The sequence below is a fragment of the Streptomyces sp. NPDC021562 genome, from assembly GCF_040640875.1.
In the GTDB taxonomy this organism is placed as follows: Bacteria; Actinomycetota; Actinomycetes; order Streptomycetales; family Streptomycetaceae; genus Streptomyces.
The window spans coordinates 171,256-196,712 of sequence record NZ_JBFACN010000007.1 but is presented as its reverse complement, the minus strand read 5'-3'; the positions used below and the strand labels follow the sequence as shown (position 1 = coordinate 196,712).

Below are 25,457 nucleotides of genomic sequence, written 5' to 3'. Positions count from 1 at the left end.
TCACCGGACGGCGGCCCGGCGGTACGCCCAGGTCGCGACGGCCAGCGACACCACCCCGACCGCCGCGCACACACCCAGGTCGACGAGGACGACGGCCCAGTCGGGGCGTGCCCCGAAGGTACGGGCGTAGGCCTCGACGCCGTACGTCGACGGCAGCAGGTCGCGCGCGAACCTGATGATCTCCGGCATCCGGTCCGGCGGCAGCACGCCCAGCAGCAGCGCCGCCGACATGCCCAGCTGCCCGAGCAGCGTGGCGAGTTCGGGGCGCGGCGCGAGCAGTCCGCAGGCGGCGCCCAGTCCGGCCAAGGCGGCCCCGGCGAGCGGGATCACCGCGACGAGGACCCACAGGTTCCCCAGCGGCAGTCCGAACAGCACGCACCCGAAGGCGGCCGTCACCAGCGTGCCCGGCACGGTGAAGGAGGCGTACGCTGCGGCGGCCCCGAGCACCACGGAGGCCGGCGGCACCGGCAGGGTGGCGTAGTGGTCGAGTCCGCCGCTCGCCCGCAGCTGCCCGAAGTACTGCGCCAGCAGGTTCAGGGCCACGAAGGCGACGACGACCACCGAGGAGCCGGCCACCACGGACTGGGCCTCGCCCCGGTTGTCCACCACCCCGCGCATCATGATCATGATGCCGACGGACTGGAAGGTCGCGACGAACAGCAGCGGGATCCGCGCCACCCGGGCGCGGGACAGCTGCGCCCGGTAGACGGCCGTCAGCGACGGCCACAGCCGGGCACGCGGCCCCAGCTCGGCCACCACGCCGCCCGGCGCCGTCCCCTCCGCGCCCAGGGCACCGCCCGACAGGATCTCCGCGGGTACGACACTCACGTCGCGCTGCTCCTCTTCCCGACGGCGACGGCATTCCGAACGGCGCCCACGGCACGTACGGCCGCCGTGTCCTCCCGTACGGGCCCGTCCGCCGCCGCGTTCACTCTCGCATCCACCGTCACGCCTTCACCAGCCCCTGCCGCGCGGCGCCGCCCAGCGCCAGGTAGACGTCCTCCAGGCTGGGCGTGGCGAGGGTGAAGTCGTCCAGGGCGGCGAAGGCGGCCCCGCCGGTCACCGTGGCGACGGCGGCCCGGGCCTCCTCGGGCGCGAGCCGCAGCGTCCAGCGCCGGCCGGACTCGACGGCGCGCTCCCGCAGGGCGGCCACCTCGGGCACGTCCAGCGGCGCCCGCTCCCGCCACACCAGCTCGACCCGCACCTCGCCGGCGACCCGTTCCTTGAGCCCGGCGGGGGTGTCGCAGGCGATGACCCGCCCCTGGTCCAGGACGGCGACCCGGTCCAGGACCGTCTCCGCCTCGATCACGTTGTGGGTGACCAGCACGACGGTCGTGCCCCGCTCGGCGCGCCGCCGGTCGACGGCGGCCCACACCGCCCGCCGGGCCACCGGGTCCATCCCGGTCGTCGGTTCGTCCAGCACGAGCAGCGGCCGCTCCCCGACCAGCGCGGCGGCGAAGCAGGCCAGCCGCCGCTGTCCGCCGGAGAGCTTCTTGAGCGGCCGCCCGGCGATCGGCGTCAGCCCCAGCTCCTCCAGCACGGCGTCGCGCTCCCGGCGCGCCTGCCGTACGTCGAGGCCGCGCAGCCGCCCGGTCGTCTCGGCGGCGAGGGAGACGGTCAGCTCGTCGAGGGCGCTGGACTGCTGCCCCAGGTAGGCGAGGATCCGCGCCGCCCGCTCCGGATGCCGCACGATGTCGTGCCCGAGGATCTCGACACCGCCCGAGTCGGGCCGCAGCAGCCCCGTGAGCTGTCGCACCAGCGTGGACTTCCCGGCCCCGTTCGGCCCGAGCAGCCCGAAGATCTCCGCCCGCCGGACCTCAAGCTCCACTCCGTCGGTGGCCCGCACCTCGGGCACGCCGGGAGCGCCACGGCGTCCCTTGACCGCGGCGTAGGTCTTGGTCAGCCCACGCACGGCACACACGACGTCACTCTGTTGCCGAAGTGCCGGACCTACGCGCGTACTCACAAGGCACGAGACTACGGGGTCGCACACGTTTACTCGTCTTTGGGGCGCCTCAGGGCCTCGTCGGCGGCAGGGGGACTTTCACTCAGAGGACGCGTGCTCCCCGGCCCCCGCCGGCACGTCGAACTCTCTCCAGAACCCCGCCCGGATGGCGTACCGGTCGTGCTCGTCGATCTGGTCGTCCTTGTGCGCGAGCAGCCCGAACCGCGCCGCGTACCGCAGCAGTTCCCCGTCGATCCGGTGCGGAATCCGCGGGTACATCCCGGACAGCCGGTGCAGGTGCCCCTGGTCCCCGAGCCGCGAGATCCACCGCCGGGCGAACACCTGTCCGACCTCGTAGGGATCGCCGCCGACGGTCGTGATGTCCTCCTCGCGGTCGGCCCACCGCTGCTCCGCCGTGGTCAGCTGAGCCAGCGTCGGCATGGCGGCCGCCTCCGCCGACTCCGTGACGGTGCCCGGCCGGTCCACCCACCCCTTGTCGGAGGACCACCGCAGCGTGGCGGTGGTCGCCGGGGGCACCGGGTGCACCGGGTGCGGCCCCGGCGCCCGCAGCGCCGCGAGGTCCTTCGGCGTCGGCACCCCCTTCGGCGCGGGCACCCTCTCCTGCGTCCCGCTCCCGGCGGCGCCCGCCACCGGCGCCCGCTCGCCCTCCTCGGTGCCGGTCTCCGCGGCGGCCGGCGCCGACTCGGGCAGCGGCGCGGAGAGGATCGCGGCGATCTCCGGCCGGGGCACCGGCGAGGGTGCGCAGACCGCGGTCAGCTCCTTGGCCCGGACCGCCTGGGTGATCCACGCGCGGTCCAGGACCCGCCGCTCGTCGGCCTCGGCGACCAGGTCCTCGGACTGGTTGTAGTCGCCGTCGGCGGCCTGCACGGCCCACAGGTGCACGGCGACACCGTGCTCCTTGGCGGCCATCATGCCCGGCAGCAGATCCCCGTCGCCGGTCACCAGGACGATGTCGGAGCAGGCGCGGTTGCGGGCCAGTTCGGTCAGCTCGGCGTGCATGGCCGCGTCCACGCCCTTCTGCGCCCAGCGTCCGTCGCTGCGGGTCAGGGCGCCGAGCCGGACGGTCACCCGGGGCATCACGCGCAGCCGGCGGTGCTCCGGCTGCGGAACCCGGTCGGGGGCGCCGTCGAACCAGTAGATGCGCAGCAGTGGACGTTCGGTGTCGGACTCCGCGCGCTCGCGCAGCGCCTGGATCAGCGCGGCGTGGTCGACGGTGATCCGGGATCGGGAGGGCTCACCGGCGAGGAGACTGGCGGCGGCACCCAGCAGATACCCGGCGTCCACCAGGACGATGCAGCGGTCCACGCGACTCACCCTCTTTCCGGGAGGTTTGCTTTTCGGGGCTTCCTTCGAGTCTGCCCGACGGCGCGGGGGTTAACGGCCCGAACTCGATCTTCGGCGTGGCGTTTCGGGACCTTCCTCGCCGACAAGCCCTGTTACACACGGTAATTATCCGAAATGCGTCTGTTGTCAGCCTATGTGAATCTGAATCCGGCCCCTAGATCCCCCACAGGAGGCAGATCACCATGGCCAAGAACAAGAACCGTAAGCAGGGCGGCTCGCAGAACCGCGCGCCCCAGGCCGAGCAGGCCCACGAGCACGCGCAGCGCGCGTCGGCCGAGTCCCACGACTCGCCGGTGTCGCACATCCAGGGCAGCCCCGCGGATGTTGCCCGTAAGCAGCAGAAGCGCTTCGGCCACAACTGAGCGGACCGGCGGGTCCGCCAGGGCGCTTGAAGCCCGGGCACGACGGAGGGGCGCACCCGCATCGGGTGCGCCCCTCCGGCACGCGCACGGCTCAGCGGGCCGCGCTCCCGCTCATCCGGCCAGGCAGGACGGGCCGAGCAGCACCTTCAGGTCGCCGAACAGCGCCGGATCCGGCTTCACCCGGTGCCGGTCGAGGCGCAGCACCGTCGTCCTGGTCGGACCCTGGAGCTTGATCCGGACCTCGCTGTCGCCCTTGTGGTGACTGAGGATCTCGCCGAGCCGGCTGACCATCGGCGGGGTGACCCGGGTGGCCGGGATGGTGAGGACCACCGGCGCGTTGGTGCCGGCGTTGGACAGGTCCGGGACCGTGAGTTCCATGCCGACCAGCCGCGGCACGTCCTCGCGCTTGTCGAGCCGACCCTTGACGAACACCACCGCGTCCTCGACGAGTTGGGTGGAGATCAACTGGTAGCTCGCCGGGAAGAACATGCACTCGATGGAGCCCGCGAGGTCCTCCACGGTGGCGATCGCCCAGGCGTTGCCCTGCTTGGTCATCTTGCGCTGGAGACCCGAGATGATGCCGCCGATCGTCACCACCGCGCCGTCGGCGTGCTCACCGCCGGTCAGCTGCGCGATGCCGGCGTCGGCCTTGTCGGAGAGCACGTGCTCCAGGCCGAAGAGGGGGTGGTCGGAGACGTACAGACCGAGCATCTCCCGCTCCTGGGCGAGCAGATAGGTCTTGTCCCACTCCTCGTCGGTGAAGACGACGTCGAGGCCGAAGCCGGGTTCGTCGCTCTCCTCCTCGCCCATCCCGCCGAACAGGTCGAACTGCCCCTCGGCCTCCTTGCGCTTCACCGCGACCACGTTGTCGATCATCGTGTCGAAGTGCGCGGTGAGGCCCTTGCGGGTGTGCCCCAGGGAGTCGAAGGCACCCGCCTTGATCAGCGATTCCGTGGTGCGCTTGTTGCACGCGACCGCCTCGACCTTGTCGAGGTAGTCGGGGAAGGAGGTGTACTTGCCCTTCGCCTTGCGGCTCCTGATGATCGACTCGACCACGTTCGTACCGACGTTGCGGACGGCCTCCAGGCCGAAGAGGATCACGTCGTCGCCCTGCGCGGCGAAGTTGTGCACCGACTCGTTGACGTTGGGCGGGAGCACCTTGATGCCCATGCGCCGGCACTCGTTGAGGTAGACGGCCGACTTGTCCTTGTCGTCCTTGACCGAGGTGAGCAGCCCCGCCATGTACTCGGCGGGGTGGTTGGCCTTCAGGTACGCGGTCCAGTACGAGACCAGGCCGTACGCGGCCGAGTGCGCCTTGTTGAACGCGTATCCGGCGAACGGGACCAGCACGTCCCACAGCGCCTGGATGGCCTCGTCGCTGTAGCCGTTCTTGCGGGCACCGGCCTGGAAGATGGTGAAGTTCTTCGCCAGTTCCTCGGGCTTCTTCTTGCCCATCACGCGGCGCAGGATGTCGGCCTCGCCGAGCGAGTAGCCCGCGATGATCTGCGCGGCCTTCTGCACCTGCTCCTGGTAGACGATCAGGCCGTAGGTGACGGCCAGGACCTCTTCCAGGGGCTCCTCCAGCTCCTTGTGGATCGGGGTGATCTCCTGGAGCTTGTTCTTGCGCAGCGCGTAGTTGGTGTGCGAGTCCATGCCCATCGGGCCGGGGCGGTAGAGCGCCGACACGGCGGAGATGTCTTCGAAGTTGTCGGGCTTCATCAGACGCAGCAGGGACCGCATGGGGCCGCCGTCGAACTGGAAGACGCCCAGGGTGTCGCCGCGCTGGAGGAGTTCGAAGGTCTTCGGGTCGTCGAGCGGCAGGGACAGCAGGTCGAGGTCGATGCCCTTGTTGGACTTCACCATCTTGACGGCGTCGTCCATGATCGTCAGGTTGCGCAGGCCGAGGAAGTCCATCTTCAGCAGGCCGAGCGACTCGCACTGCGGGTAGTCCCACTGCGTGATGGTCACGCCGTCCGTGTGCCGCACCCAGATCGGGGCGTGGTCGACGATGGGCTCGCTGGACATGATCACGCCGGCCGCGTGCACACCCATCTGCCGCACCAGGCCCTCGACGCCCTTCGCGGTGTCGATGACCTTCTTGACGTCCGGCTCGTTCTCGTACATGGCACGGATCTCGCCCGCCTCGTTGTACCGCGGGTGCGAGGGGTTGGTGATGCCGTCGAGGTCGATGCCCTTGCCGAGGACGTCGGCGGGCATCGCCTTGGTGAGCCGGTCCCCCATGGCGTACGGGTAGCCGAGCACGCGCGCGGAGTCCTTGATGGCGTTCTTGGCCTTGATCTTGCCGTAGGTGCCGATCATGGCGACCTTGTCGGCGCCGTACTTCTCGGTGACGTACCTGATGACCTCGACGCGCCTGCGCTCGTCGAAGTCGATGTCGACGTCGGGCATGGAGACGCGCTCGGGGTTGAGGAACCGCTCGAAGATCAGGCCGTGCGGGATCGGGTCGAGGTCGGTGATGCCCATGGCGTAGGCGACGATCGAGCCGGCCGCGGAGCCTCGGCCGGGGCCGACCGCGATGCCGTTGTTCTTGGCCCACATGATGAAGTCGGCGACGACCAGGAAGTAGCCCGGGAACCCCATCTGGATGATGACGTCCATCTCGTACTCGACCTGCTTCTGCCGGTCCTCGGGGACACCGCCCGGGAAGCGGCGGTCCATGCCCCGGCGGACCTCCTCCTTGAACCAGGAGACCTCGGTGTAGCCCTCGGGGATGTCGAACTTGGGCATGAGGTCGCGCTTCTCGAACATGCCCGTGGTGTCGACCATCTCGGCGACCAGGAGCGTGTTGGCGCAGCCTTCCTGCCAGGCGTCCGAGGAGTCGATGGCGTACATCTCGTCCGTGGACTTCAGGTAGTAGCCGGTGCCGTCGAACTTGAAGCGGTCGGGGTCGGAGAGGTTCTTGCCGGTCTGGATGCACAGCAGTGCGTCGTGGGCGGCCGCCTCGTGCGCGTACGTGTAGTGCGAGTCGTTCGTCACCAGCGGCGGGATGCCGAGCTTGCGGCCGATGTCCAGGAGGCCGTCGCGCACCCGGTGCTCGATGTCGATGCCGTGGTCCATCAGCTCCAGGAAGTAACGGTCCTTGCCGAAGATGTCCTGGTAGTCGGCGGCGGCCTTCAGCGCCTCGTCGTACTGGCCGAGCCGCAGCCGGGTCTGCACCTCGCCGGAGGGGCAGCCGGTGGAGGCCACGATCCCCTCGGACCACTGGGAGATGGTCTCCTTGTCCATCCGGGGCCACTTCTGCAGCCAGCCCTCGGCGTAGGCGTCGGAGGACAGTTTGAAGAGGTTGTGCAGGCCGGTCTTGTTCACCGCCCACATCGTCTTGTGCGTGTAACCACCGGAACCGGAGACGTCGTCCCGCTTCTGGTGGGGCTGCCCCCACTGGATCTTGCGCTTGTTCCGCCGGGACTCGGGGGCGACGTACGCCTCGATCCCGATGATCGGGGTCACCCCGGCCTTCTGGGCGGAGTGGAAGAAGTCGTACGCCCCGTGCAGGTTGCCGTGGTCGGACATGGCGATGTGCGTCATGCCCATCTCGTTGCAGGCGTTGAACATGTCCTTCAGCCGCGCGGCACCGTCCAGCAGGGAGTACTGGGTGTGGACGTGCAGGTGCGTGAAGGGCGGCTTCGACACTGGTTCTGCCTCCAAAAAGAACAGGCTTCCACGATCTTCCGACCGGCTGCGGACAGTCTCGGGGGACAGCGTCGAAGTCTATGCCCCGGGACTGACACCGGCCGGGCACTCCCACGTACCTTCGTGCGTTGGGTACGGCAGATACGGCTGTCGTACACGTCATGCACCAGGAGGCACTCCGCGATGTCGGTCACCCCGCTCAACGACGAGCAGCGCGGCGAGGAGATCCTCGCCGTTTTCGACACCGCCTTCGGCGAGCTCCTGGCCGCCGACCCGGCCGCGTTCCGCGTCAAGTTCCGGAAGATGGCCGCCTCGGCCTTCGCCTTCTACCGCGGCACGGCGGGGCTCTTCTACCACGACCTCGACGCCGACCGGCGCGGCGGCCCGTACCTGGACGAGCGCACCTCGCGCGTGTGGATCCACGGCGACCTGCACGCGGAGAACTTCGGCACGTACATGGACTCCAACGGCCGCCTGGTCTTCAACGTCAACGACTTCGACGAGGCCTACGTCGGCCCCTTCACCTGGGACCTGAAGCGCTTCGCCGCCTCCATAGCGCTGGTCGGGTACGCGAAGGCGCTCAGCGACGAGCAGATCACCGACCTGGTCGAGGTGTACGCGGCCGCCTACCGGGAGCGGATCCACGCGCTGGCGACGGGCGCGAAGAGCGACGAGGTGCCGCCCTTCACCCTGGACACCGCCGAGGGCCCGCTGCTCGGCGTGCTGCGCGCGGCCCGCTCGCTGACCCGCTTCGAGCTGCTGGACTCGATGACGGAGATCCGGGACTTCGAGCGCCGCTTCGCCGCCGGCGGCGGCTCCATCGAGCTGGACGCCGCCACCCGCTACAAGGTGCTCGCGGCCTTCGACGGCTATCTGGAGACCCTCCCCGAGGCGTCCCTGTCCCGTCCGGACTCCTACCGCGTGAAGGACGTGGTGGGGCGTCGCGGGATCGGCATCGGATCGGCCGGTCTGCCCTCGTACAACATCCTCCTGGAGGGGGCCACGGACGCCCTGGAGAACGACGTCGTGATCTACATCAAGCAGGCCCAGACCCCGGCGGTCTCCCGGCACGTCACGGATCCGGCGATCCGGGACTACTTCCAGCACGAGGGCCACCGCACGGTGATCTCGCAGCGTGCCCTGCAGGCGCACGCCGACCCGTGGCTGGGCTGGACCGAGCTGGACGGCGCCGGGCAGCTGGTCGCCGAGGTGTCGCCGTACGCGGTGGACCTGGACTGGAGCGACCTCGACGACCCGGAGGAGATCGCGGTGGTGGTGGCGGACCTCGGCCGGGCCACGGCGTCCATGCACGCGGCGGCCGACGACCAGTCCGGCGAGTCCCTGGTGCCGTTCTCCACCGAGCGGGCCATCGACGCGGCGATCGCCGCCGACGAGGACGGCTTCGCCCCCCTGCTGACCGACTTCGCCCACAGCTACGGCGCCCGCGCCCGCACCGACCACCAGATCTTCGTCGACCTCTTCCGCAACGGCCGTATTCCGGGCCTGTAACCTTCGCGGATCCACAGGGCACCTTTAGGGGTCCCCTACGCGAGTACGTGACACACTCTTCACCGCTATGGACATATCCGGGACCCAGCTCAGAGCCGTGCGCGCGGCGCTGTTCACGGCCTTCGTCGTGACGCTCAGCACCGCGTCGCACGTGCTGCTGTCCCGGGCCCCGCTGCCGGCCGCGACGCTGGCCACGGTGGCCGCCGGGGTGTTCTGCGCGGCGTACGCGCTGGCCGGTCGCGAGCGTGGCTTCGGCCGGATCGCCGCTCTGCTGATCCCGCTGGAGCTGGCCGCCGACACGGTGTTCACCACCGGCCAGCACGCCTGCTACGGCCCAGCGGGCGGCCCCGTCACCGGCCCGCTGCGCGCGGTCGGCTTCGACGTGCTGTGCCACGGCGCGGTGGGCACTCCGCTGGCCCAGATGGCCGGCGGCTCCCGCGCCTCGGCGGCCCTCGCGCACGCCGACCCGGCCGCCGCCTGGCTGCTGCTCGCCGCGCACGTCTGCGTCGGCCTGCTGGCCGCGGCCTGGCTGCGCCGGGGCGAGCGCGCCCTGACCCAGCTGCTGCGCGCGGTCGCCGCCACCACCTTCCGGCCGCTGCTCCTCGCGGTCGCCGCGGGCACGGTCCGGCCGGCCTCGGTTCGGCCGCGGCCGCGCCCGGCGCCGCGGACGGCCGCCGCCCGCGAGCTGGTGCTCGTGCACTCCCTGGTACGGCGCGGACCGCCGCGCTCCGGGGCGCCCGCACGGCCTCTCGCCTTCTCCTGAGCGCCCCTCCTCCCGAGCACGTCCCTCGTCCGAGCAGGACGGGGCCCTCACACGTATCCCGCGTACGAGATGTGCGCGTCCCCAAGGGAGATCACCGACATGAGCAAGCGCAACAGCGCGGCCGCCAAGACCGCCGCCCGGGAGCGGCTGCGCGTCGAGCGCGAGAAGCAGGCCAAGCGCGCGAAGGCCAAGCGGCAGCTCATCGTGGCCGGCGCGGTCGTGGCCGTGCTGGCCGCGGCGGGCGGCATAGGCTACGCCGTCGTCCAGAACAACAAGCCCGCCCACTGGGAGAGCGTCAAGAGCGAGAAGCTCGTCAAACCGGCGAACACCAGCGGCGAGAACGGCACGACGGTCGTCATCGGCAAGGCGAGCGCCAAGAAGACCCTCGCCATGTACGAGGACCCGCGCTGCCCCATCTGCGCCCAGTTCGAGCAGACGGTCGGATCGACCGTGGACAAGGACGTCGCGGACGGCAAGTACAAGATCCAGTACGTGGGCGCGACCTTCCTCGACGACCGGCTCACGGGCGAGGGGTCGAAGAACGGGCTGAGCGCTCTCGGCGCGGCGCTGAACGTCAGTCCCGAGGCGTTCCTCGAGTACAAGAGCGCGATGTACTCGAAGAAGTACCACCCCGAGGAGACCGACGACAAGTTCAAGGACGACGCCTACCTGATCAAGGTGGCGGACACGGTCCCGGCCCTGAAGGGCAACGCGAAGTTCCAGACCGCCGTGAAGAACGGGACCTTCGACAAGTGGGCTCTCCTGATGAGCCAGAAGTTCGACACGGACAGCAAGAAGTACAACATCCAGGGCACGCCGTCCCTCGTGATGGACGGCAAGCTCGTCAACGGCCCCAACGGCAGCGCCCCGATGACCGTCGCCGACTACGAGACCGCGGTGGCCACGGCCCTCAAGGGCTGAACAGCAAGCGGAATGCCTCGGACCGCATATGCGGTCCGAGGCATTCCGCTTTTCGGCTCCCGGTCGTGAATACCGGGCAACGAAATCAAGACAAGTAAAGGGACGTACATCCGCCATCATCGTCCGGGCAAAGAAAAGCCGTTTACATTCAACGTTTGATCAAGGTAGCGTTCACGCCGCACCCCGGACATGACACGTTGCGGAGGAAAGATGAGATTCAAGAAAGCCCTCGTGACCGCTGCCGCCACCACTGCCGTACTGGGTGGCATCACCGTGGGCGGGGCGTCCCCGGCCAGCGCGGACACGACGTACGGATGCGGGAGCACCGGCCCCAACAATTCCAACGGCGAGCTCAAAGTGGTGGTGGGGCACCTTCGGAACGGACCGTTCGAGTCGTGTGCGCAGACCCAGTCGGTGGCCCCGGGTACGGCTTTTCACGCCTGGTGCGGGGTCTACAACACGTCCGGGAATTTCTGGGTGTACGGGCGCGTGGGCAGCGGCCAGACCAAAGGCTGGATCTACTCCGGGAACCTTTCCTTGTCCTCCGGGTCGGTGAACATCTGCTGACCCCGTTCTCGGGGACGGCCCGCGAGGTCGGTGGCTGACGCGCAGTCGAACATCGGGCGAACCTCTTTCCGGTTCGCCTGATAGCGGCACTACTCGTCAGTAATGTGATCGCCCGTGACCAGTCGACACAGAGCATCCACGAGCGCCGGCACCCCGTCCGAGCGCCCCGGCGCCCTCGCCCCCCGCCGCCGTACGGTCGTCAAGGCCGCGGCGGCGACCGCTGTTCTGGCCGCCCCGTTCGCCGCCGCGCTGCCGGCCCGGGCCGCCTCGGACGTCCCCGCCTTCCTGCACGGCACCGCCTCCGGCGACCCGCTGCCCGACGGCATCCTGCTGTGGACCCGGGTGACCCCGATCGCCGACGCCCTGCCCGGCTCCGGGGTCGGCCCGGACACCGAGGTCAGCTGGGTCGTCGCCACCGACAGGGCGCTGACGAACGTCGTCTCCCGCGGTACCGTCACCGCGACCGCCGCCTCCGACCACACGGTCAAGGCCGACATCCGCGGACTGGCGCCGGCCACCGACTACTTCTTCCGCTTCTCGGCCGGCGGCACGGACTCGCCGGTCGCCCGCACCCGCACCGCGCCGGCGCCCGACGCCGCCGTCCCCGGCCTGCGGTTCGGTGTGGTCTCGTGCGCCAACTGGGAGGCCGGCTACTTCGCCTCCTACCGTCACCTGGCAGCCCGGGGCGACCTGGACGCCTGGCTGCACCTGGGCGACTACATCTACGAGTACGGCACCGGCGAGTACGGCACCCGCGGCACCGTGGTCCGGCAGCACGCGCCCACCCACGAGATCATCACGCTCGCGGACTACCGCATACGGCACGGCATGTACAAGACCGACCCCGACCTGCAGGCCCTGCACGCCAAGGCGCCGGTGATCGCGATCTGGGACGACCACGAGTTCGCCAACGACTCCTGGTCCGGCGGTGCCGAGAACCACACCGAGGGCGCCGAAGGCACCTGGACCGCCCGTCAGGCCGCCGCCAAGCAGGCCTACTTCGAGTGGATGCCGGTCCGCCCGGCCATCGCCGGCACGACCTACCGCCGACTGCGCTTCGGCAAGCTCGCCGACCTCTCCCTGCTCGACCTGCGCTCCTTCCGCTCCCAGCAGGTGTCCGCGGGCAGCGGCTCGGTCGACGACCCGGACCGCACGATCACCGGCCGTGCCCAGCTCGACTGGCTGAAGGCCGGGCTGCAGGCCTCCGACACCACCTGGCGGCTGGTCGGCAACTCGGTGATGATCTCGCCGTTCGCCATCGGCTCGCTCTCCGCCGACCTGCTGAAGCCGCTCGCCAAGCTGCTGGGCCTGCCCCAGGACGGCCTCGCCCTCAACACCGACCAGTGGGACGGCTACACCGACGACCGCCGCGAGCTGCTGGCCCACCTGCGTTCCCACGCGATCGGCAACACGGTCTTCCTGACCGGCGACATCCACATGGCGTGGGCCAACGACGTGCCCGTCGACGCCGGGACCTACCCGCTGTCCGCCTCGGCCGCCACCGAGTTCGTGGTCACCTCGGTGACGTCGGACAACCTGGACGACATCCTCAAGGTCTCCCCGGGCGCCGTCTCCACGCTCGCCGCACCGGTCATCCAGCTGGCCAACCGGCACGTCCACTGGGTCGACACCGACCGGCACGGCTACGGCGTCCTGGACATCACCGCCGACCGGGCGCAGATGGACTACTACGTCCTCTCCGACAAGACGAAGGCCGACGCCACCGCCTCCTGGGAGCGCTCGTACCGCACCCGCAGCGGCACCCAGAAGGTCGAGCGCACCTACGACCCGGTGTGACCCCCGCCTACAGCGTGTCGAGGAAGCCGAGCGCCACCCGCCAGGTGGCCTCGGCGGCCTCCTCGTCGTAGTCCGGCAGGCCCGGGTCGGTGTAGAGGTGCCCGGCGCCCGGGTACCGGTAGATCTCCACGTCGGCGCCCGCCCGGCCCATCTGCAGGTACCAGGCGCTCAGCCAGTCGTCGGTCTCGAAGGCGTCCGGCTCGGCCACGTGCAGCTGCACCGGCAGCTCGTCCACCGCGGCGTTCGGCGCGATGTCCGAGGTGCCGTGCAGAAGCAGCAGCCCCCGCGCCCGCTCGTCGCCCAGCCCCAGCGTCTGCGCGATCGACGCACCCAGCGAGAACCCCGCGTACACCAGCCCGCGCTCCGAGTACGGCGCCGCCGCCAGCACGGCCCGCTTCAGCAGCTCGTCCTTGCCGATCGACTCGTTGAACTCCATGCCGTCCTCGACCGTGTCGAAGGTGCGCCCCTCGAAGAGGTCGGGCGTCCACACCTCGTGCCCGGCGGCACGCAGCCGGTCCGCCGCCTCGCGCACGGCGGGCCTGAGGCCATAGGTCGAGTGAAAGAGCATGATGTTCATGCGCCCATGGTGCCAGCCGCGGCGGGCGGCACCGGCCGGGCAGTGACGTCCTTCTCACCGTCCCGCATGTTCAGGACCCCGAGGATCCGGTTACGTTCGAAGCCATGGAGATGGAGAACGTACTCCGCCCGCTGATCGTGGTCGGCGGCGCCGTCGTCCTCACCCTGCTGATCGGCTGGACGACCGACCTACTGCTGCGCAAGGCCGACGCACGGCACAGCGAGACGCCCCTGTGGGGGCTGCTGCGCCGCGGCCGTGTCCCCTACCAGCTGGTGCTGTGCTCGGCCATGCTCAGAGGCTCCTACGACCAGGCCGAGGTGCTCCTGGGGCACCGGGTGGCCGTGGGCCAGATGCTGTCGCTGGTGCTGATCGGGTCGACCGCCTGGCTGGTGGTGCGCATCGCGTCGGCGATCGTGCAGACCTCGTACTCCCGGTACGCCCGCGCCCACCACGACGCCGCCCGGGTCCGCCGGGTGCGCACCCAGGTCTCGCTGATCATGCGCGTGGTCACGGCCATCGTCGGTGTGGTGGCCGTGGCGGCGATGCTGCTGACCTTCCCCGCGATGCGTGCGGCCGGCGCCTCGCTGCTGGCCTCCGCGGGCATCGTCGGAATCGTCGCCGGTGTGGCCGCGCAGTCCACGCTGAGCAACATGTTCGCGGGGCTGCAGATCGCCTTCGGCGACATGGTGCGCCTGGGCGACACGGTCGTCGTCGACGGCGAGTGGGGCACGGTCGAGGAGATCACCCTGACCTTCCTGACGGTACGGACCTGGGACGAGCGCCGGATCACGATGCCGGTGTCGTACTTCACCTCCAAACCCTTCGAGAACTGGTCGCGGGGCACCCCTGAGATGACCGGGATCGTCTACTGGCACCTGGACCACTCGGCGCCGATCGAGGCGATGCGGGAGCGGCTGCGCGACATCCTGCGCGAGTGCCCGGCCTGGGACGGGCGGGCCTACGGCCTGGTGGTCACCGACACCACGCCGAACACCATCCAGGTGCGAGCCCTCGTGACCGCCAAGGACTCGGACGACGTCTGGACGGCCCGGGTCACCGTCCGCGAGCAGATGATCACCTGGCTGGCCGCCGAGCACCCGTACGCGCTGCCCCGGGTGAACACGGCCGACGCGGTCCTTCCGCAGGGCGGGATCGTCCCCTCCCAGGACGGCGTGCCCCGGGCCCACCGGCTGCCCGAACCGCCGCGCACCGGCCGCTGACCCGCGCCCGCGCCCCGGTCAGTGGCCGCGTTCGGCGCCTCCGTTGACCTGGACGATCTGGGAGGTGATGTGCCCGGCGGCCGGGGACGCCAGCCAGTGCAGGGTGGCGGCGACGTCACCCGGCGTCCCGGCCCGCCCCGTGGAGGTCTCGGCGACGAGCTTCGCCCGCCGGGCCTCCTCGATCGGGCCGCCGAAGAACTCGGTGTCGTCGATGTATCCGGGCGCGACCACGTTCACGGTGACCCCGCGCGGTCCCAGCTGTCTGGCCAGGTCGTGGGCGTAGGGGTGCAGGGCTGCCTTGGCGGCGGCGTAGGAGCCGGTGCCCGAGCCCCGGAACGCCGCGATGGAGCTGAGGAACAGCACCCGCCCGCCGGGGTCGGCGAGCCGGTCCTTCAGGGCCTCGGTCAGCAGCACCGCGCTCAGCGTGTTCTGCCGGAAGTTGCCGCTCCACACGCGGGCGGCGACGTCGAGCGGATCACCGGACCCGGCGTCGGGTGCGAACGCCGCGTTCCCCCCGGCGCTGTGGACGAGCACGTCCACCGTCCCGAACTCCTCCGCGACGAACCTCGCCACGTCCCGCACGTCGGCCGTCTCGGTCAGGTCGGCGGCCCGCACGACAGCGCCCGGCACGCCCGCCTTCTCCAGCACCTCTCTGCGCCGCCCGAGCAGCAGCACCCGGTCCCCGTCGGCCGCGAACGCCCACGCGGTCGCCAGTCCGATCCCTGTTCCTCCACCACTGATCACAATGTTCCGAGCCATGATCCGAGACTACGAGCGGGACGCCGCCGCTGCCTTCGGATGTCCACAACCGCCATGGGTTCATATGACTGCCGCCCCACGCGGGCGGGAACTCACCGAAGACTGCGGACGTCCAGATGGCGCAGCACCCGGTCCACGATCTCCGGGTCCGCCCCCGGCTCGCTGCGGGCCGCCAGCACCTCGTGCCGCGCCGCGCTGAGCATCTCCGACTGGATCCGCCGGACCCTCTTCAGCCGCCGGACCCGCTTGTCGTGGCCCTCGCGCCGTTCGTCCTCCGCCACGTCGGGACTGATCCGGAACCCGATCTCGAAGGCGCGCCGCAGCATCTGCTCGGACAGTTCCTCGGGCAGCTCCTCGACCTGCTCGATCTCCCGCAGCCGGCGCCGGGCCGCCTTCGCCGCGCGCAGCGCCAGGTCCTTCTCGATCTCCTTCTCGTGCTCGGTGTCGGCCCGCACCCCCAGCCGCCGCACCAGCCACGGCAGCGTCAGCCCCTGGAGCACCAGCGTGGCCATGATCACGCCGAAGGCGATGAAGACGATCACGTCACGGTCCGGAAAGGGCGACCCGTCGTCGGTCTTCAGCGGGATGGCCAGCGCCAGCGCCACCGACGCCACCCCGCGCATCCCGGACCACCACATCACGACCGTCTCCCGCCAGCTGGTCGGGATCTCCTCGTCGTAGTCCCGGCGGGCGTGCAGCCGCTTGGTCAGCCAGGTCGCGGGCAGCAGCCACAGCAGCCGTACGACGACGACCACGCCCACCACCGCGGCCGCCCAGCCGAGCAGCACGCCCCAGCGGCCGGACGCCGTGTGGATCGCGTTGTGCAGTTCCAGGCCGATCAGTCCGAAGGCAACACCGGTGACGAGCGTGTCGACGATGTCCCAGAAGGTGTAGCCGGCGAGCCGGGTCATCACGTCGTCGGCGTCGGTGGCGTACTCGGCGATGAACAGCGCGGTGGTGAGCACCGCGAGCACCCCGGAGCCGTGCAGTTCCTCGGCGACGACGTAGGAGACGTACGGGACGAGCAGGGTGAGGCCGATCTGGAGCGTCGGGTCGCCGAGCACGTCCATCAGCTTGTTCGCGCCCCAGCCGAGCACCAGCCCCACGGCGACCGCGACCACCGCGGAGAGCAGGAAGTCCAGGCCGGCCCGCCACGGCGAGAAGGTTCCGCTGATCACCGCGGCGATCGCCACGTGGTACAGCACGATGGCCGTGACGTCGTTGAAGAGGCCTTCGCCCTCCAGGATCGACACCAGCCGCCGCGGCAGCCCGAGCTGTCCGGCGACGGCGGTCGCGGCGACCGGGTCGGGCGGGGCGACCAGAGCGCCCAGCGCGACCGCGGCGGCGATCGGCAGCCCGGGCACGATGGCGCTCGCGACAGCCGCCACGCACAGCGTGGTGACGAACACCAGGGCCACGGCGAGCAGGAAGATCGGCCGTTTGTTGGCCGCGAACTGCCGCCACGAGGTCCGCCGTACCGCCGCGTAGAGCAGCGGCGGCAGCAGGCCGGGCAGGATCAGCTCGGGCGGGATGTTCACGTTCGGCACGAAGTCGGCGACCGCGAGGACGATCCCGAACAGCGTCATCAGCACGGGCGCCGGCAGGCCGAGCCGGTCCCCGACCGGGACGCTCACCAGGGCCCCGAGCAGCAGCACGAACAACAGGGCCAGCTGATCCACGGCTTGCGCTCCGGGAGTCGACGATCACACAGCAGGTCTCAAGCGTGCCACGTCACCCCGGGAACCCCGTCTACAGCACGCGGCGCATCCCCTGGTGCGGGATGCCCGCCTCCGCGTACCGCGGGCCGTACGGCTCGTAACCCAGCCGCTCGTAGAAGCCCAGCGCGTGCGTCTGCGCGTGCAGGTCGACCACGGTCAGGCCACGCGCGCGTGCGGCCTCCTCGATGGCCCGGACCAGGGCCACCCCGACGCCGAGGCCGCGGGCCTCCTCGGCCACCGCCAGCCGGCCCAGGGAGCCCAGGGACGGGTCGCCGCCGGTCTTGGTCGCGGCCGCCGCGCCGTACAGCAGCCGGCCGGTGCCGAGCGCGACGCCGTCCGCGCGGGCGGCCAGCACGTGCAGGGCCGTGGCGTCGTACTCGTCGTACTCCAGGTCCTCGGGGACGCCCTGTTCGACGACGAAGACCTGCTTGCGCAGGCGGAAACAGGCCTCCAGGTCGGCGGGGTCCTCCGCGACGCGCACCTCGTACGCGCGCGTGCTCATCCGTACGTCTCCTCGCGGACCTGGTCCAGCGCCTTCTGCAGGTCGGCCGGGTAGTCGCTCTCGAACTCGACCCACTCGCCGTCCCCGGGGTGCTCGAAGCCGAGCCGGACCGCGTGCAGCCACTGGCGGGTCAGGTGCAGCCGCTTGGCGAGGGTCGGGTCGGCTCCGTAGGTGAGGTCACCGACGCAGGGGTGGCGGTGGGCCGACATGTGGACGCGGATCTGGTGGGTGCGGCCGGTCTCCAGCTTCACGTCCAGCAGGGAGGCCGCGCGGAACGCCTCGATGAGGTCGTAGTGGGTCACGGAGGGCTTGCCGTCGGCGGTGACCGCCCACTTGTAGTCGTGCTGGGGGTGGCGGCCGATGGGGGCGTCGATGGTGCCGCTGGTCGGGTCGGGGTGACCCTGGACGAGCGTGTGGTAGCGCTTGTCGACCGTACGCTCCTTGAACTGGCGCTTCAGCGACGTGTACGCCCGCTCCGACTTGGCGACCGCCATCAGTCCCGAGGTGCCCACGTCGAGGCGGTGCACGATGCCCTGGCGCTCGGCGGCGCCGGAGGTGGAGATGCGGTAGCCGGCCGCCGCGAGCCCGCCGATCACGGTGGGCCCCGTCCAGCCCGGCGAGGGGTGCGCGGCCACTCCGACCGGCTTGACGATCACGACCACGTCCTCGTCGTCGTGCACGATCTCCATGCCCTCGACGGGCTCCGCGACGATCTGCACGGGTGCGGGCGCCCCCGGCATCTCGACCTCCAGCCAGGCCCCGCCGCGCACCCGCTCGGACTTGCCCACCACCGAGCCGTCGACCTGGACCTTGCCCGCCGCGGCCAGCTCGGCCGCCTTGGTGCGGGAGAAGCCGAACATGCGGGAGATGGCGGCGTCGACGCGCTCGCCCTCCAGGCCGTCGGGCACGGGCAGGGTGCGGATCTCGGGAAGCGTGCTCACCCGTCGAGTATGCCGGACCGCACGGACAGCCCCGTACGCACGTCCGTCCGGCCCGCCGCGGCCGCGGTCAGTCCTTGTGGACGGTGCCGTCCGGGTCGAGGCCCCGGAAGGAGAGCAGCACGATCAGGACGCCGCCGCAGACGATCGCCGAGTCGGCCAGGTTGAACACCGCGAAGCCCTTCGGCGCGATGAAGTCCACGACCTGCCCCTCGAAGACCCCGGGCGACCGGAAGACCCGGTCGGTGAGGTTGCCGAGCGCACCGCCCAGCAGCAGGCCCAGGGCGATCGCCCAGGGGAAGCTGTAGAGCTTGCGCGCCAGGCGGAAGATGACGACGATCACCGCCGCCGCGATCAGCGTGAAGATGATCGTGAAGGCGCCGCCGAACCCGAAGGCCGCCCCCGGGTTGCGGATCGCGTGGAACTCCAGCCAGTCGCCGATCACCTCGATCGGCGCGTGGTGTTCCAGCTTGGCGACCACGATCATCTTGCTGACCAGGTCGAGGGCGTACGCGAAGGCGGCCACCGCGAACAGCACGGCGATGCGGCGCCCGCGCCCAGGTCGCCGTCCGGCCGCGGCCGGCTGCTGATCCGCACCGGCCGCGTCGGGCGTCGCCGTCCGCTCGCCGCCGTCGTCCGGGGTGTCCGGCGTACCGATGATGCGCTCCGCCTCTGCCACGTGAGTCCCTCAACCTAGGTGCCTGCCTCGGGACGAGACTACGGCACGCCCCACGTGACCCCGGTGCTCAGTAGCGGCGTTCCTGCTTCTGCTTGCACTCGACGCACAGGGTGGCCCTCGGGAAGGCCTGCATGCGGGCCTTGCCGATGGGGTTGCCGCAGTTCTCGCAGAGCCCGTAGGTACCGGCGTCCAGCTTCTGCAGGGCCCGTTCGGTCTGTTCGAGCATCTCGCGCGCGTTGGCGGCCAGCGCCAGTTCGTGCTCGCGCGTGATGTTCTTGGTGCCGGTGTCGGCCTCGTCGTCGCCCGCGCCGTCCCCGGAGTCCCGCATCAGGCCGGCCAGGGCGTTCTCGGAGGCCTCGATCTCGGTGCGCAGCCGCACCGCCTCGGTGGTCAGCTCCGTGCGCGCCTCGGCGACCTCCTCGGGCGTCCACGGATCCTCGCCCGGACGCACCGCGAGCTCGTCCGGGGCCGCCGTGGCGACCCGGGCCTTGGGAACGGCGGTCTCCGCCGCCGCAGCGTCCGTGCCAGGGGTCTTCTTCGCAACCACCGTCGTGGCTCCCGTCTGCTTCGCGGCCCGCGCCGCGCCCGCCTTCTTGCCCGTGCTCTTCTTGGCCGTGCTCTTCGACGCCGCGGCCTTGGACGCGCCCTTGGCCGGCTTGTCCGCGGCGTGCTCCGCCGCCGTCTTCCCGGTCGTCGTCTTCCCGGTCGTGGCCTTCTTCACCGGTGGCTTCTTCGCCGATGCCTTCTTCACCGGCGCTTTCGGTGCGGCCGTCTTCTTGGCGGTGCGCTTCTCACCCGCGTCGGAGGCGGCCGCGCCCCTGGTCCGGCCGGACGCCGACTGCTGTACGGCGGTCTTCTTCGCCACCATGGCCGCGGCCCCTTCACATATTGTGATCTTGCACGCGAATCGTGCTGGGACGATAAATCGACTCGAGTCCCGCGGCAACGGGGCACGCCGCCCGATCCGCCTGCCCCACACCCCCCTCGCAGCAGGTATGCATGCGTTGTGCCCAGCTCCCCGCAGGGTAATCCGCCGAGCCGGACATCCCAGGATGCGAGCGCGGGCACCTCGCCGTTCGGGTCATCCCGGCCACCGGACCCGCCCGCGCCGTCCGGGCCCGGGAGGGTTCCCGGAAATCGGGTCGGCCGCGGTCCGCGCGGCGCCGTACACTGGGCGGAGCGAGAAGCGTGGATGGGGACGAGTAGCGGCGTACGCAGCCCAGAGCGACCCGGGGACGGTGGAAGCCCGGGGGCGAGCGCGACGCGAAGATCACCCCGGAGCCGCCGGAAGAAAGCCGCAGCCGGCAGGCAGCGGCGAGTAGAACCGGTTTCGCGACCCCAATGAGGGGGCTCACCGGCGCGCACGGCGTCCGGCGGGCCAAGGAGGGTGGTACCGCGGGAGCGCGCCGCACACGGCGTACGGAAGACACGGCTCTCGTCCCTCCGACGGAAGGCAGCAAGTCCGTTGGAGGAAGCTCGCAGATGACAGCGCCGACGTACCGCCAGGTGCCCGCACAGGTCGACCTGCCCGCCCTCGAGCACGCCGTGCTCGACTTCTGGCGCGAGCAGAAGATCTTCGCCAAGACCCTGGAGCAGTCCGAGGGCCGCCCCGAGTGGGTGTTCTACGAGGGCCCGCCCACCGCCAACGGCATGCCCGGCGCCCACCACATCGAGGCGCGCGTCTTCAAGGACGTCTTCCCCCGCTTCCGCACCATGCGCGGCTACCACGTGGCCCGCAAGGCCGGCTGGGACTGCCACGGCCTGCCCGTGGAGCTGGCGGTCGAGAAGGAGCTCGGCTTCAGCGGCAAGCAGGACATCGAGGCCTACGGCATCGCCGAGTTCAACGCCAAGTGCCGCGAGTCGGTGACCCGCCACACCGACGCCTTCGAGGCGCTGACGACCCGCATGGGGTACTGGACCGACCTCGACGACGCCTACCGGACGATGGACCCCGAGTACGTCGAGTCGGTCTGGTGGTCGCTGAAGACGATCTTCGACAAGGGTCTGCTGGTCCAGGACCACCGCGTCGCCCCGTGGTGCCCGCGCTGCGGCACCGGCCTGTCCGACCACGAGCTGGCGCAGGGCTACGAGACGGTCGTCGACCCCTCCGTGTACGTCCGTTTCCCGCTCACCTCCGGTCCGCTCGCCGGCCAGGCCGCGCTCCTGGTGTGGACGACCACGCCGTGGACCCTGGTGTCCAACACGGCGGTCGCAGCCCACCCCGAGGTCACCTACGTCGTCGCCACCGACGGCACCGAGAAGCTCGTCGTGGCCGAGCCGCTCGTCGCCAAGGCGCTCGGCGAGGGCTGGGAGACCACGGGCCAGACCTTCACCGGCGCCGAAATGGAGCGCTGGACGTACCAACGTCCGTTCGAGCTCGTCGAGTTCCCGGAACCGGCGCACTACGTCGTGAACGCGGAATACGTCACCACCGAGGACGGTACGGGTCTGGTCCACCAGTCCCCCGCCTTCGGTGAGGACGACCTCAAGGTCTGCCGCGCCTACGGCCTGCCGGTGGTGAACCCGGTCCGTCCGGACGGCACCTTCGAGGAGGACGTCCCGCTGGTCGGCGGCGTCTTCTTCAAGAAGGCCGACGAGAAGCTCACCGAGGACCTGGCGCAGCGCGGCCTCCTCTTCAAGCACCTGCCGTACGAACACAGCTACCCGCACTGCTGGCGTTGTCACACCGCGCTGCTCTACTACGCGCAGCCGTCCTGGTACATCCGCACCACCGCCGTCAAGGACCGGCTGCTGCAGGAGAACGAGAACACCAACTGGTTCCCGGACACCGTCAAGCACGGCCGGTACGGCGACTGGCTGGACAACAACATCGACTGGGCGCTGTCCCGCAACCGCTACTGGGGCACCCCGCTGCCGATCTGGCGCTGCGAGGACGGCCACCTCACCTGTGTCGGCTCCCGCGCGGAGCTCACCGAGCTGACCGGCACCGACCAGTCGGAGCTGGACCCGCACCGCCCGTTCATCGACGACGTCACCTTCGCCTGCCCCCAGTGCGACAAGACGGCCACGCGCGTGCCGGAGGTCATCGACGCCTGGTACGACTCGGGTTCGATGCCGTTCGCGCAGTGGGGCTACCCGCACAAGAACAAGGAGCTGTTCGAGAGCCGTTACCCGGCGCAGTTCATCTCCGAGGCCATCGACCAGACCCGCGGCTGGTTCTACACGCTGATGGCGGTCGGCACGCTGGTCTTCGACAAGTCCAGCTACGAGAACGTGGTCTGCCTCGGCCACATCCTCGCCGAGGACGGCCGCAAGATGTCCAAGCACCTGGGCAACACCCTGGAGCCGATCCCGCTGATGGACCGGCACGGGGCGGACGCGGTGCGGTGGTTCATGGCGGCCGGCGGCTCGCCGTGGGCGGCCCGCCGGGTGGGCCACGGCACCATCCAGGAGGTCGTCCGCAAGACCCTGCTGACGTACTGGAACACGGTCGCCTTCCAGGCGCTGTACGCCCGCACGTCGAACTGGGCGCCGTCCGCGGCGGACCCGGCCCCGGCCGACCGCCCGCTCCTGGACCGCTGGCTGCTGTCCGAACTGCACGCCCTGACCGACCAGGTGACGCAGGCGCTGGAGGCGTACGACACCCAGCGGGCCGGCAAGCTGCTGTCCGCGTTCGTCGACGACCTGTCGAACTGGTACGTGCGCCGGTCGCGCCGCCGCTTCTGGCAGGGCGACAAGGCCGCGCTGCGCACGCTGCACGAGGTCGTGGAGACCGTCACCAAGCTGATGGCCCCGCTGACCCCCTTCATCACCGAGCGGGTGTGGCAGGACCTGGTGGTGCCGGTCGCCCCGGGCGCGCCGGAGTCGGTGCACCTGGCGTCCTGGCCGGAGGCGGACCTGTCCGCGATCGACCCGGAGCTGTCGAAGCAGATGGTTCTGGTACGACGGCTCGTGGAGCTCGGCCGGGCCACGCGCGCGGAGTCGGGCGTGAAGACCCGGCAGCCGCTGTCCCGGGCGCTGGTCGCGGCGGTCGGCTTCGACGCGCTCGACAAGGAACTGCACGCGCAGATCACCGACGAGCTGAACGTGTCGTCGCTGGCGTCGCTGTCCGATGTGGGCGGCTCGCTGGTGGACACCACGGCCAAGGCCAACTTCCGGGCGCTGGGCAAGCGGTTCGGCAAGCGGGTGCAGGAGGTCGCCAAGGCGGTCGCCGCGGCGGACGCGGCCGCGCTGTCGCTGGCGCTGCGCGAGGGCACGGCGTCGGTGGAGGTCGAGGGCGAGACCGTGACGCTCGCCCCGGACGAGGTGATCATCACGGAGACGCCGCGTGAGGGCTGGTCGGTGGCGTCGGACTCCGGTGCGACCGTCGCGCTCGACCTGGAGATCACGGAGGAACTGCGGCAGGCGGGCCTCGCGCGGGACGCGATCCGGCTGATCCAGGAGGCGCGCAAGAACAGCGGGCTGGACGTGGCCGACCGGATCGCGCTCAGGTGGGTGTCGACCGATCCGGCGGTGATCGCGGCGCTGGCGGAGCACGCTGCGCTGATCGCCGACGAGGTGCTGGCGACGGACTTCGCGCAGGGCGAGGGGGACGAGGGGTACGGCGCTCCCTTCACCGACGAGGGTCTCTCGCTGACGTTCCGCCTGCGCAAGGCGTAGCCGCCGGCCTGTTCGAGAAGGGGCCCGGTCTCCACGGTGGGGATCGGGCCCCTCTCGTACGTCCGGGTCGGAGCGGTCACCGCGCGCGGTTCCCCGCGCCCCTTCCAACATCCGCCCCTTCACGCCTGCGGGCCGGAGCGCCCACCGTGCGCCCACGCGGCGGAGCCGCCTGTCGGAACGGCCTCGCGCAACGCGCGTAAAAAGGGCGGGGCCCCGGATCGGAATCCGGGGCCCCGCCCTGTGAACGCCTGCCGACGCCTACGGCGTCACGCCGCCGTCAGTTGTCGTCCTCGTCGATGAGGAAGCCGCGCATCGGGGACGGCGCCTGGCCCATCGGGGAGGGGCCCTGCGGGCGTACCGGTGCCATCGGCTGGGTCATCGCCGGCGTCATCTGCTGCTGGCCGCCGTAGGACGGGGCCGCGGGGGACGGGGCGCCGCCCATCGACGGGTTGCCGCCGTAGGACGGGGCGCTCGCGCCGGCCGGGGCCATGGAGGGCGCCGGGGACGGCGGGAGGGAGGCGGTGGCCGGGGTGCGCGGCGGCGCCAGGCTGTCGTCGGCCTGGGTCTCCAGCTGACGCAGCTGCGACTCCAGGTACGACTTCAGACGCGTGCGGTACTCGCGCTCGAAGCCGCGCAGGTCCTCGACCTTGCGCTCCAGCGTGGCGCGCGCGGACTCCAGGGAGCCCATGGCGACGCGGTGCTTCTCCTGCGCGTCCCGCTCCAGCGCGTCGGCCTTGGCACGGGCGTCACGCTCCAGACCCTCGGCGCGGCTGCGGGCCTCGCCGACGATCTTGTTGGCCTCGGAGCGGGCCTCGGCGATCGCCTGGTCGGCGGTCTGCTGGGCCAGCGAGAGGACGCGGGCGGCGCTGTCGCCACCGGGGCCCTGACCGGGACCGCCCATGGGACCACCCATGGGGCCGCCCATCGGACCACCCATCTGCTGCTGCATGGGGGGCTGACCGCCCATCGGACCCGGGCCCATGCCCTGGCCCATCGGACCCTGACCCATGGGGCCCTGGCCCATCGGACCCTGACCCATGCCGCCCTGGCCCATGCCCTGGCCCATCGGACCCTGACCCATGGGGCCCTGGCCCATCGGACCGGGACCCTGCGGACCGCCCTGGCCACTGGGACCGGCCGGCAGCTGCGGGGCACCGCTAGGCAGCTGCGGGGGGCCACCCATGGGGCCACCCATCTGCTGCTGCGGCGGGCCCGATATTCCGGCGGGCACCGGAGCGCCGGGACCTCGCATGCCCTGCTGCGGCATGCCGCCCTGCTGGGGCATGCCGCCCTGCTGCGGCATTCCACCCTGCTGGGGCATGCCGCCCTGCTGGTCCTGCGGCTCCGGGGGCTTGCGCATGTTCTGCTGGTTCTGGGCGGCGGCACGGGTGGCCGCGGCCAGTTTGGCGCGCAGGTCCTCGTTCTCGCGGAGCAGACGGGTCAGCTCGGCTTCGACCTCATCGAGGAAGGCATCGACCTCGTCCTCGTCATAGCCTTCTCGGAGGCGGACGGTCGTGAACTGCTTGTTCCGCACGTCCTCGGGGGTCAACGGCATCTCTTCACC

At 71.0% G+C, this 25,457-nt stretch carries 20 protein-coding genes; 8 read left to right on the top strand and 12 right to left on the bottom strand.

Annotated features, from left to right (window positions below; all coding sequences use genetic code 11):
• From AB0G52_RS13385 to AB0G52_RS13375, 3 genes are all read right to left on the bottom strand, one after another.
• Entirely contained in the window at positions 1–828 is an 828-nt protein-coding gene (locus AB0G52_RS13385; protein WP_132886242.1) for an ABC transporter permease, read from the bottom strand.
• Positions 829–946: 118 nt separating this feature from the next.
• The gene (locus AB0G52_RS13380) at positions 947–1,921 is read right to left on the bottom strand and encodes an ABC transporter ATP-binding protein (protein ID WP_132886243.1); all 975 of its coding nucleotides are present in this window, start codon (positions 1,919–1,921) and stop codon (positions 947–949) included.
• Positions 1,922–2,044: 123 nt separating this feature from the next.
• Positions 2,045–3,271: an NYN domain-containing protein gene (locus AB0G52_RS13375; RefSeq protein WP_132886244.1), complete on the bottom strand. Its 1,227-nt coding sequence runs from the start codon at positions 3,269–3,271 to the stop codon at positions 2,045–2,047.
• A gap of 221 nt (positions 3,272–3,492) precedes the next feature.
• Here AB0G52_RS13375 and AB0G52_RS13370 point away from each other — a divergent pair, with 221 nt between their 5' ends.
• Positions 3,493–3,672, top strand: a complete 180-nt coding sequence (locus AB0G52_RS13370) for a hypothetical protein (protein WP_132886245.1) — start codon at positions 3,493–3,495, stop codon at positions 3,670–3,672.
• 111 nt (positions 3,673–3,783) lie between these two features.
• Here AB0G52_RS13370 and dnaE read toward each other — a convergent pair whose 3' ends face one another.
• Positions 3,784–7,323, bottom strand: a complete 3,540-nt coding sequence (gene dnaE, locus AB0G52_RS13365) for a DNA polymerase III subunit alpha (RefSeq protein WP_132886246.1) — start codon at positions 7,321–7,323, stop codon at positions 3,784–3,786.
• 183 nt (positions 7,324–7,506) lie between these two features.
• On the opposite strand from dnaE, the gene AB0G52_RS13360 reads away from it, so the two are divergent.
• From AB0G52_RS13360 to AB0G52_RS13340, 5 genes are all read left to right on the top strand, one after another.
• On the top strand, positions 7,507–8,832 hold the full coding sequence (locus tag AB0G52_RS13360; protein WP_132886247.1) for a DUF2252 domain-containing protein: 1,326 nt from the start codon (positions 7,507–7,509) through the stop codon (positions 8,830–8,832).
• A 67-nt stretch (positions 8,833–8,899) separates the two neighbouring features.
• Positions 8,900–9,595 carry a hypothetical protein gene (locus AB0G52_RS13355; protein ID WP_132886248.1) on the top strand — a complete coding sequence of 232 codons (696 nt, stop codon included), beginning with the start codon at positions 8,900–8,902 and terminating at the stop codon, positions 9,593–9,595.
• 99 nt (positions 9,596–9,694) lie between these two features.
• Complete coding sequence (locus AB0G52_RS13350; protein WP_361336380.1) at positions 9,695–10,516, top strand: thioredoxin domain-containing protein; 822 nt, start codon at positions 9,695–9,697, stop codon at positions 10,514–10,516.
• 231 nt (positions 10,517–10,747) lie between these two features.
• Positions 10,748–11,083, top strand: a complete 336-nt coding sequence (locus AB0G52_RS13345; protein ID WP_132886250.1) for a hypothetical protein — start codon at positions 10,748–10,750, stop codon at positions 11,081–11,083.
• A gap of 114 nt (positions 11,084–11,197) precedes the next feature.
• Positions 11,198–12,880, top strand: coding sequence for an alkaline phosphatase D family protein (locus AB0G52_RS13340; RefSeq protein WP_361336378.1), 1,683 nt, complete (start codon positions 11,198–11,200; stop codon positions 12,878–12,880).
• Positions 12,881–12,887: 7 nt separating this feature from the next.
• Here AB0G52_RS13340 and AB0G52_RS13335 read toward each other — a convergent pair whose 3' ends face one another.
• Positions 12,888–13,457 (bottom strand): dienelactone hydrolase family protein, encoded by a 570-nt coding sequence (locus AB0G52_RS13335; protein WP_132886252.1) that lies wholly within the window; start codon positions 13,455–13,457, stop codon positions 12,888–12,890.
• A 110-nt stretch (positions 13,458–13,567) separates the two neighbouring features.
• Here AB0G52_RS13335 and AB0G52_RS13330 point away from each other — a divergent pair, with 110 nt between their 5' ends.
• Entirely contained in the window at positions 13,568–14,677 is a 1,110-nt protein-coding gene (locus AB0G52_RS13330; RefSeq protein WP_132886994.1) for a mechanosensitive ion channel domain-containing protein, read from the top strand.
• Positions 14,678–14,695: 18 nt separating this feature from the next.
• On the opposite strand, the gene AB0G52_RS13325 is transcribed toward AB0G52_RS13330, so the two are convergent.
• The 6 genes from AB0G52_RS13325 to AB0G52_RS13300 all read right to left on the bottom strand — a co-directional run bounded on the left by AB0G52_RS13325 (position 14,696) and on the right by AB0G52_RS13300 (position 20,141).
• Complete coding sequence (locus AB0G52_RS13325) at positions 14,696–15,436, bottom strand: SDR family oxidoreductase (protein WP_132886253.1); 741 nt, start codon at positions 15,434–15,436, stop codon at positions 14,696–14,698.
• Positions 15,437–15,528: 92 nt separating this feature from the next.
• Entirely contained in the window at positions 15,529–17,115 is a 1,587-nt protein-coding gene (locus AB0G52_RS13320) for a Na+/H+ antiporter (RefSeq protein WP_132886254.1), read from the bottom strand.
• 70 nt (positions 17,116–17,185) lie between these two features.
• Positions 17,186–17,656: a GNAT family N-acetyltransferase gene (locus AB0G52_RS13315; RefSeq protein ID WP_361336375.1), complete on the bottom strand. Its 471-nt coding sequence runs from the start codon at positions 17,654–17,656 to the stop codon at positions 17,186–17,188.
• Positions 17,653–18,597, bottom strand: a complete 945-nt coding sequence (locus AB0G52_RS13310; RefSeq protein ID WP_132886256.1) for an RluA family pseudouridine synthase — start codon at positions 18,595–18,597, stop codon at positions 17,653–17,655. Before AB0G52_RS13310 ends, AB0G52_RS13315 begins: the two co-directional genes overlap by 4 nt.
• Positions 18,598–18,664: 67 nt before the next feature.
• Positions 18,665–19,273, bottom strand: coding sequence for a signal peptidase II (gene lspA, locus AB0G52_RS13305; RefSeq protein ID WP_361336373.1), 609 nt, complete (start codon positions 19,271–19,273; stop codon positions 18,665–18,667).
• Between the two features lie 67 nt (positions 19,274–19,340).
• Positions 19,341–20,141, bottom strand: a complete 801-nt coding sequence (locus AB0G52_RS13300) for a TraR/DksA C4-type zinc finger protein (RefSeq protein ID WP_361336371.1) — start codon at positions 20,139–20,141, stop codon at positions 19,341–19,343.
• Positions 20,142–20,755: 614 nt separating this feature from the next.
• Between AB0G52_RS13300 and ileS the strand changes: the two genes are divergently transcribed.
• A complete protein-coding gene (gene ileS, locus AB0G52_RS13295; RefSeq protein ID WP_361336369.1) occupies positions 20,756–23,893 on the top strand; it encodes an isoleucine--tRNA ligase in 3,138 nt (1,045 codons plus the stop codon).
• A gap of 277 nt (positions 23,894–24,170) precedes the next feature.
• Here the strand turns inward: ileS and AB0G52_RS13290 are convergent, their stop codons facing one another.
• Positions 24,171–25,448 carry a DivIVA domain-containing protein gene (locus AB0G52_RS13290; RefSeq protein ID WP_361336367.1) on the bottom strand — a complete coding sequence of 426 codons (1,278 nt, stop codon included), beginning with the start codon at positions 25,446–25,448 and terminating at the stop codon, positions 24,171–24,173.
• Between the last annotated feature and the right edge of the window lie 9 nt (positions 25,449–25,457).

Bases quoted from the DNA above. Each gene is read 5' to 3' on its own strand.
- AB0G52_RS13370 (WP_132886245.1), top strand. From the start codon at position 3,493: ATGGCCAAGAACAAGAACCGTAAGCAGGGCGGCTCGCAGAACCGCGCG.
- AB0G52_RS13290 (WP_361336367.1), bottom strand. From the start codon at position 25,448: ATGCCGTTGACCCCCGAGGACGTGCGGAACAAGCAGTTCACGACCGTC.
- AB0G52_RS13325 (WP_132886253.1), bottom strand. From the start codon at position 15,436: ATGGCTCGGAACATTGTGATCAGTGGTGGAGGAACAGGGATCGGACTG.
- AB0G52_RS13315 (WP_361336375.1), bottom strand. From the start codon at position 17,656: ATGAGCACGCGCGCGTACGAGGTGCGCGTCGCGGAGGACCCCGCCGAC.
- ileS (WP_361336369.1), top strand. From the start codon at position 20,756: ATGACAGCGCCGACGTACCGCCAGGTGCCCGCACAGGTCGACCTGCCC.
- AB0G52_RS13300 (WP_361336371.1), bottom strand. From the start codon at position 20,141: ATGGTGGCGAAGAAGACCGCCGTACAGCAGTCGGCGTCCGGCCGGACC.
- AB0G52_RS13330 (WP_132886994.1), top strand. From the start codon at position 13,568: ATGGAGAACGTACTCCGCCCGCTGATCGTGGTCGGCGGCGCCGTCGTC.
- AB0G52_RS13360 (WP_132886247.1), top strand. From the start codon at position 7,507: ATGTCGGTCACCCCGCTCAACGACGAGCAGCGCGGCGAGGAGATCCTC.
- AB0G52_RS13350 (WP_361336380.1), top strand. From the start codon at position 9,695: ATGAGCAAGCGCAACAGCGCGGCCGCCAAGACCGCCGCCCGGGAGCGG.
- AB0G52_RS13355 (WP_132886248.1), top strand. From the start codon at position 8,900: ATGGACATATCCGGGACCCAGCTCAGAGCCGTGCGCGCGGCGCTGTTC.
- AB0G52_RS13335 (WP_132886252.1), bottom strand. From the start codon at position 13,457: ATGAACATCATGCTCTTTCACTCGACCTATGGCCTCAGGCCCGCCGTG.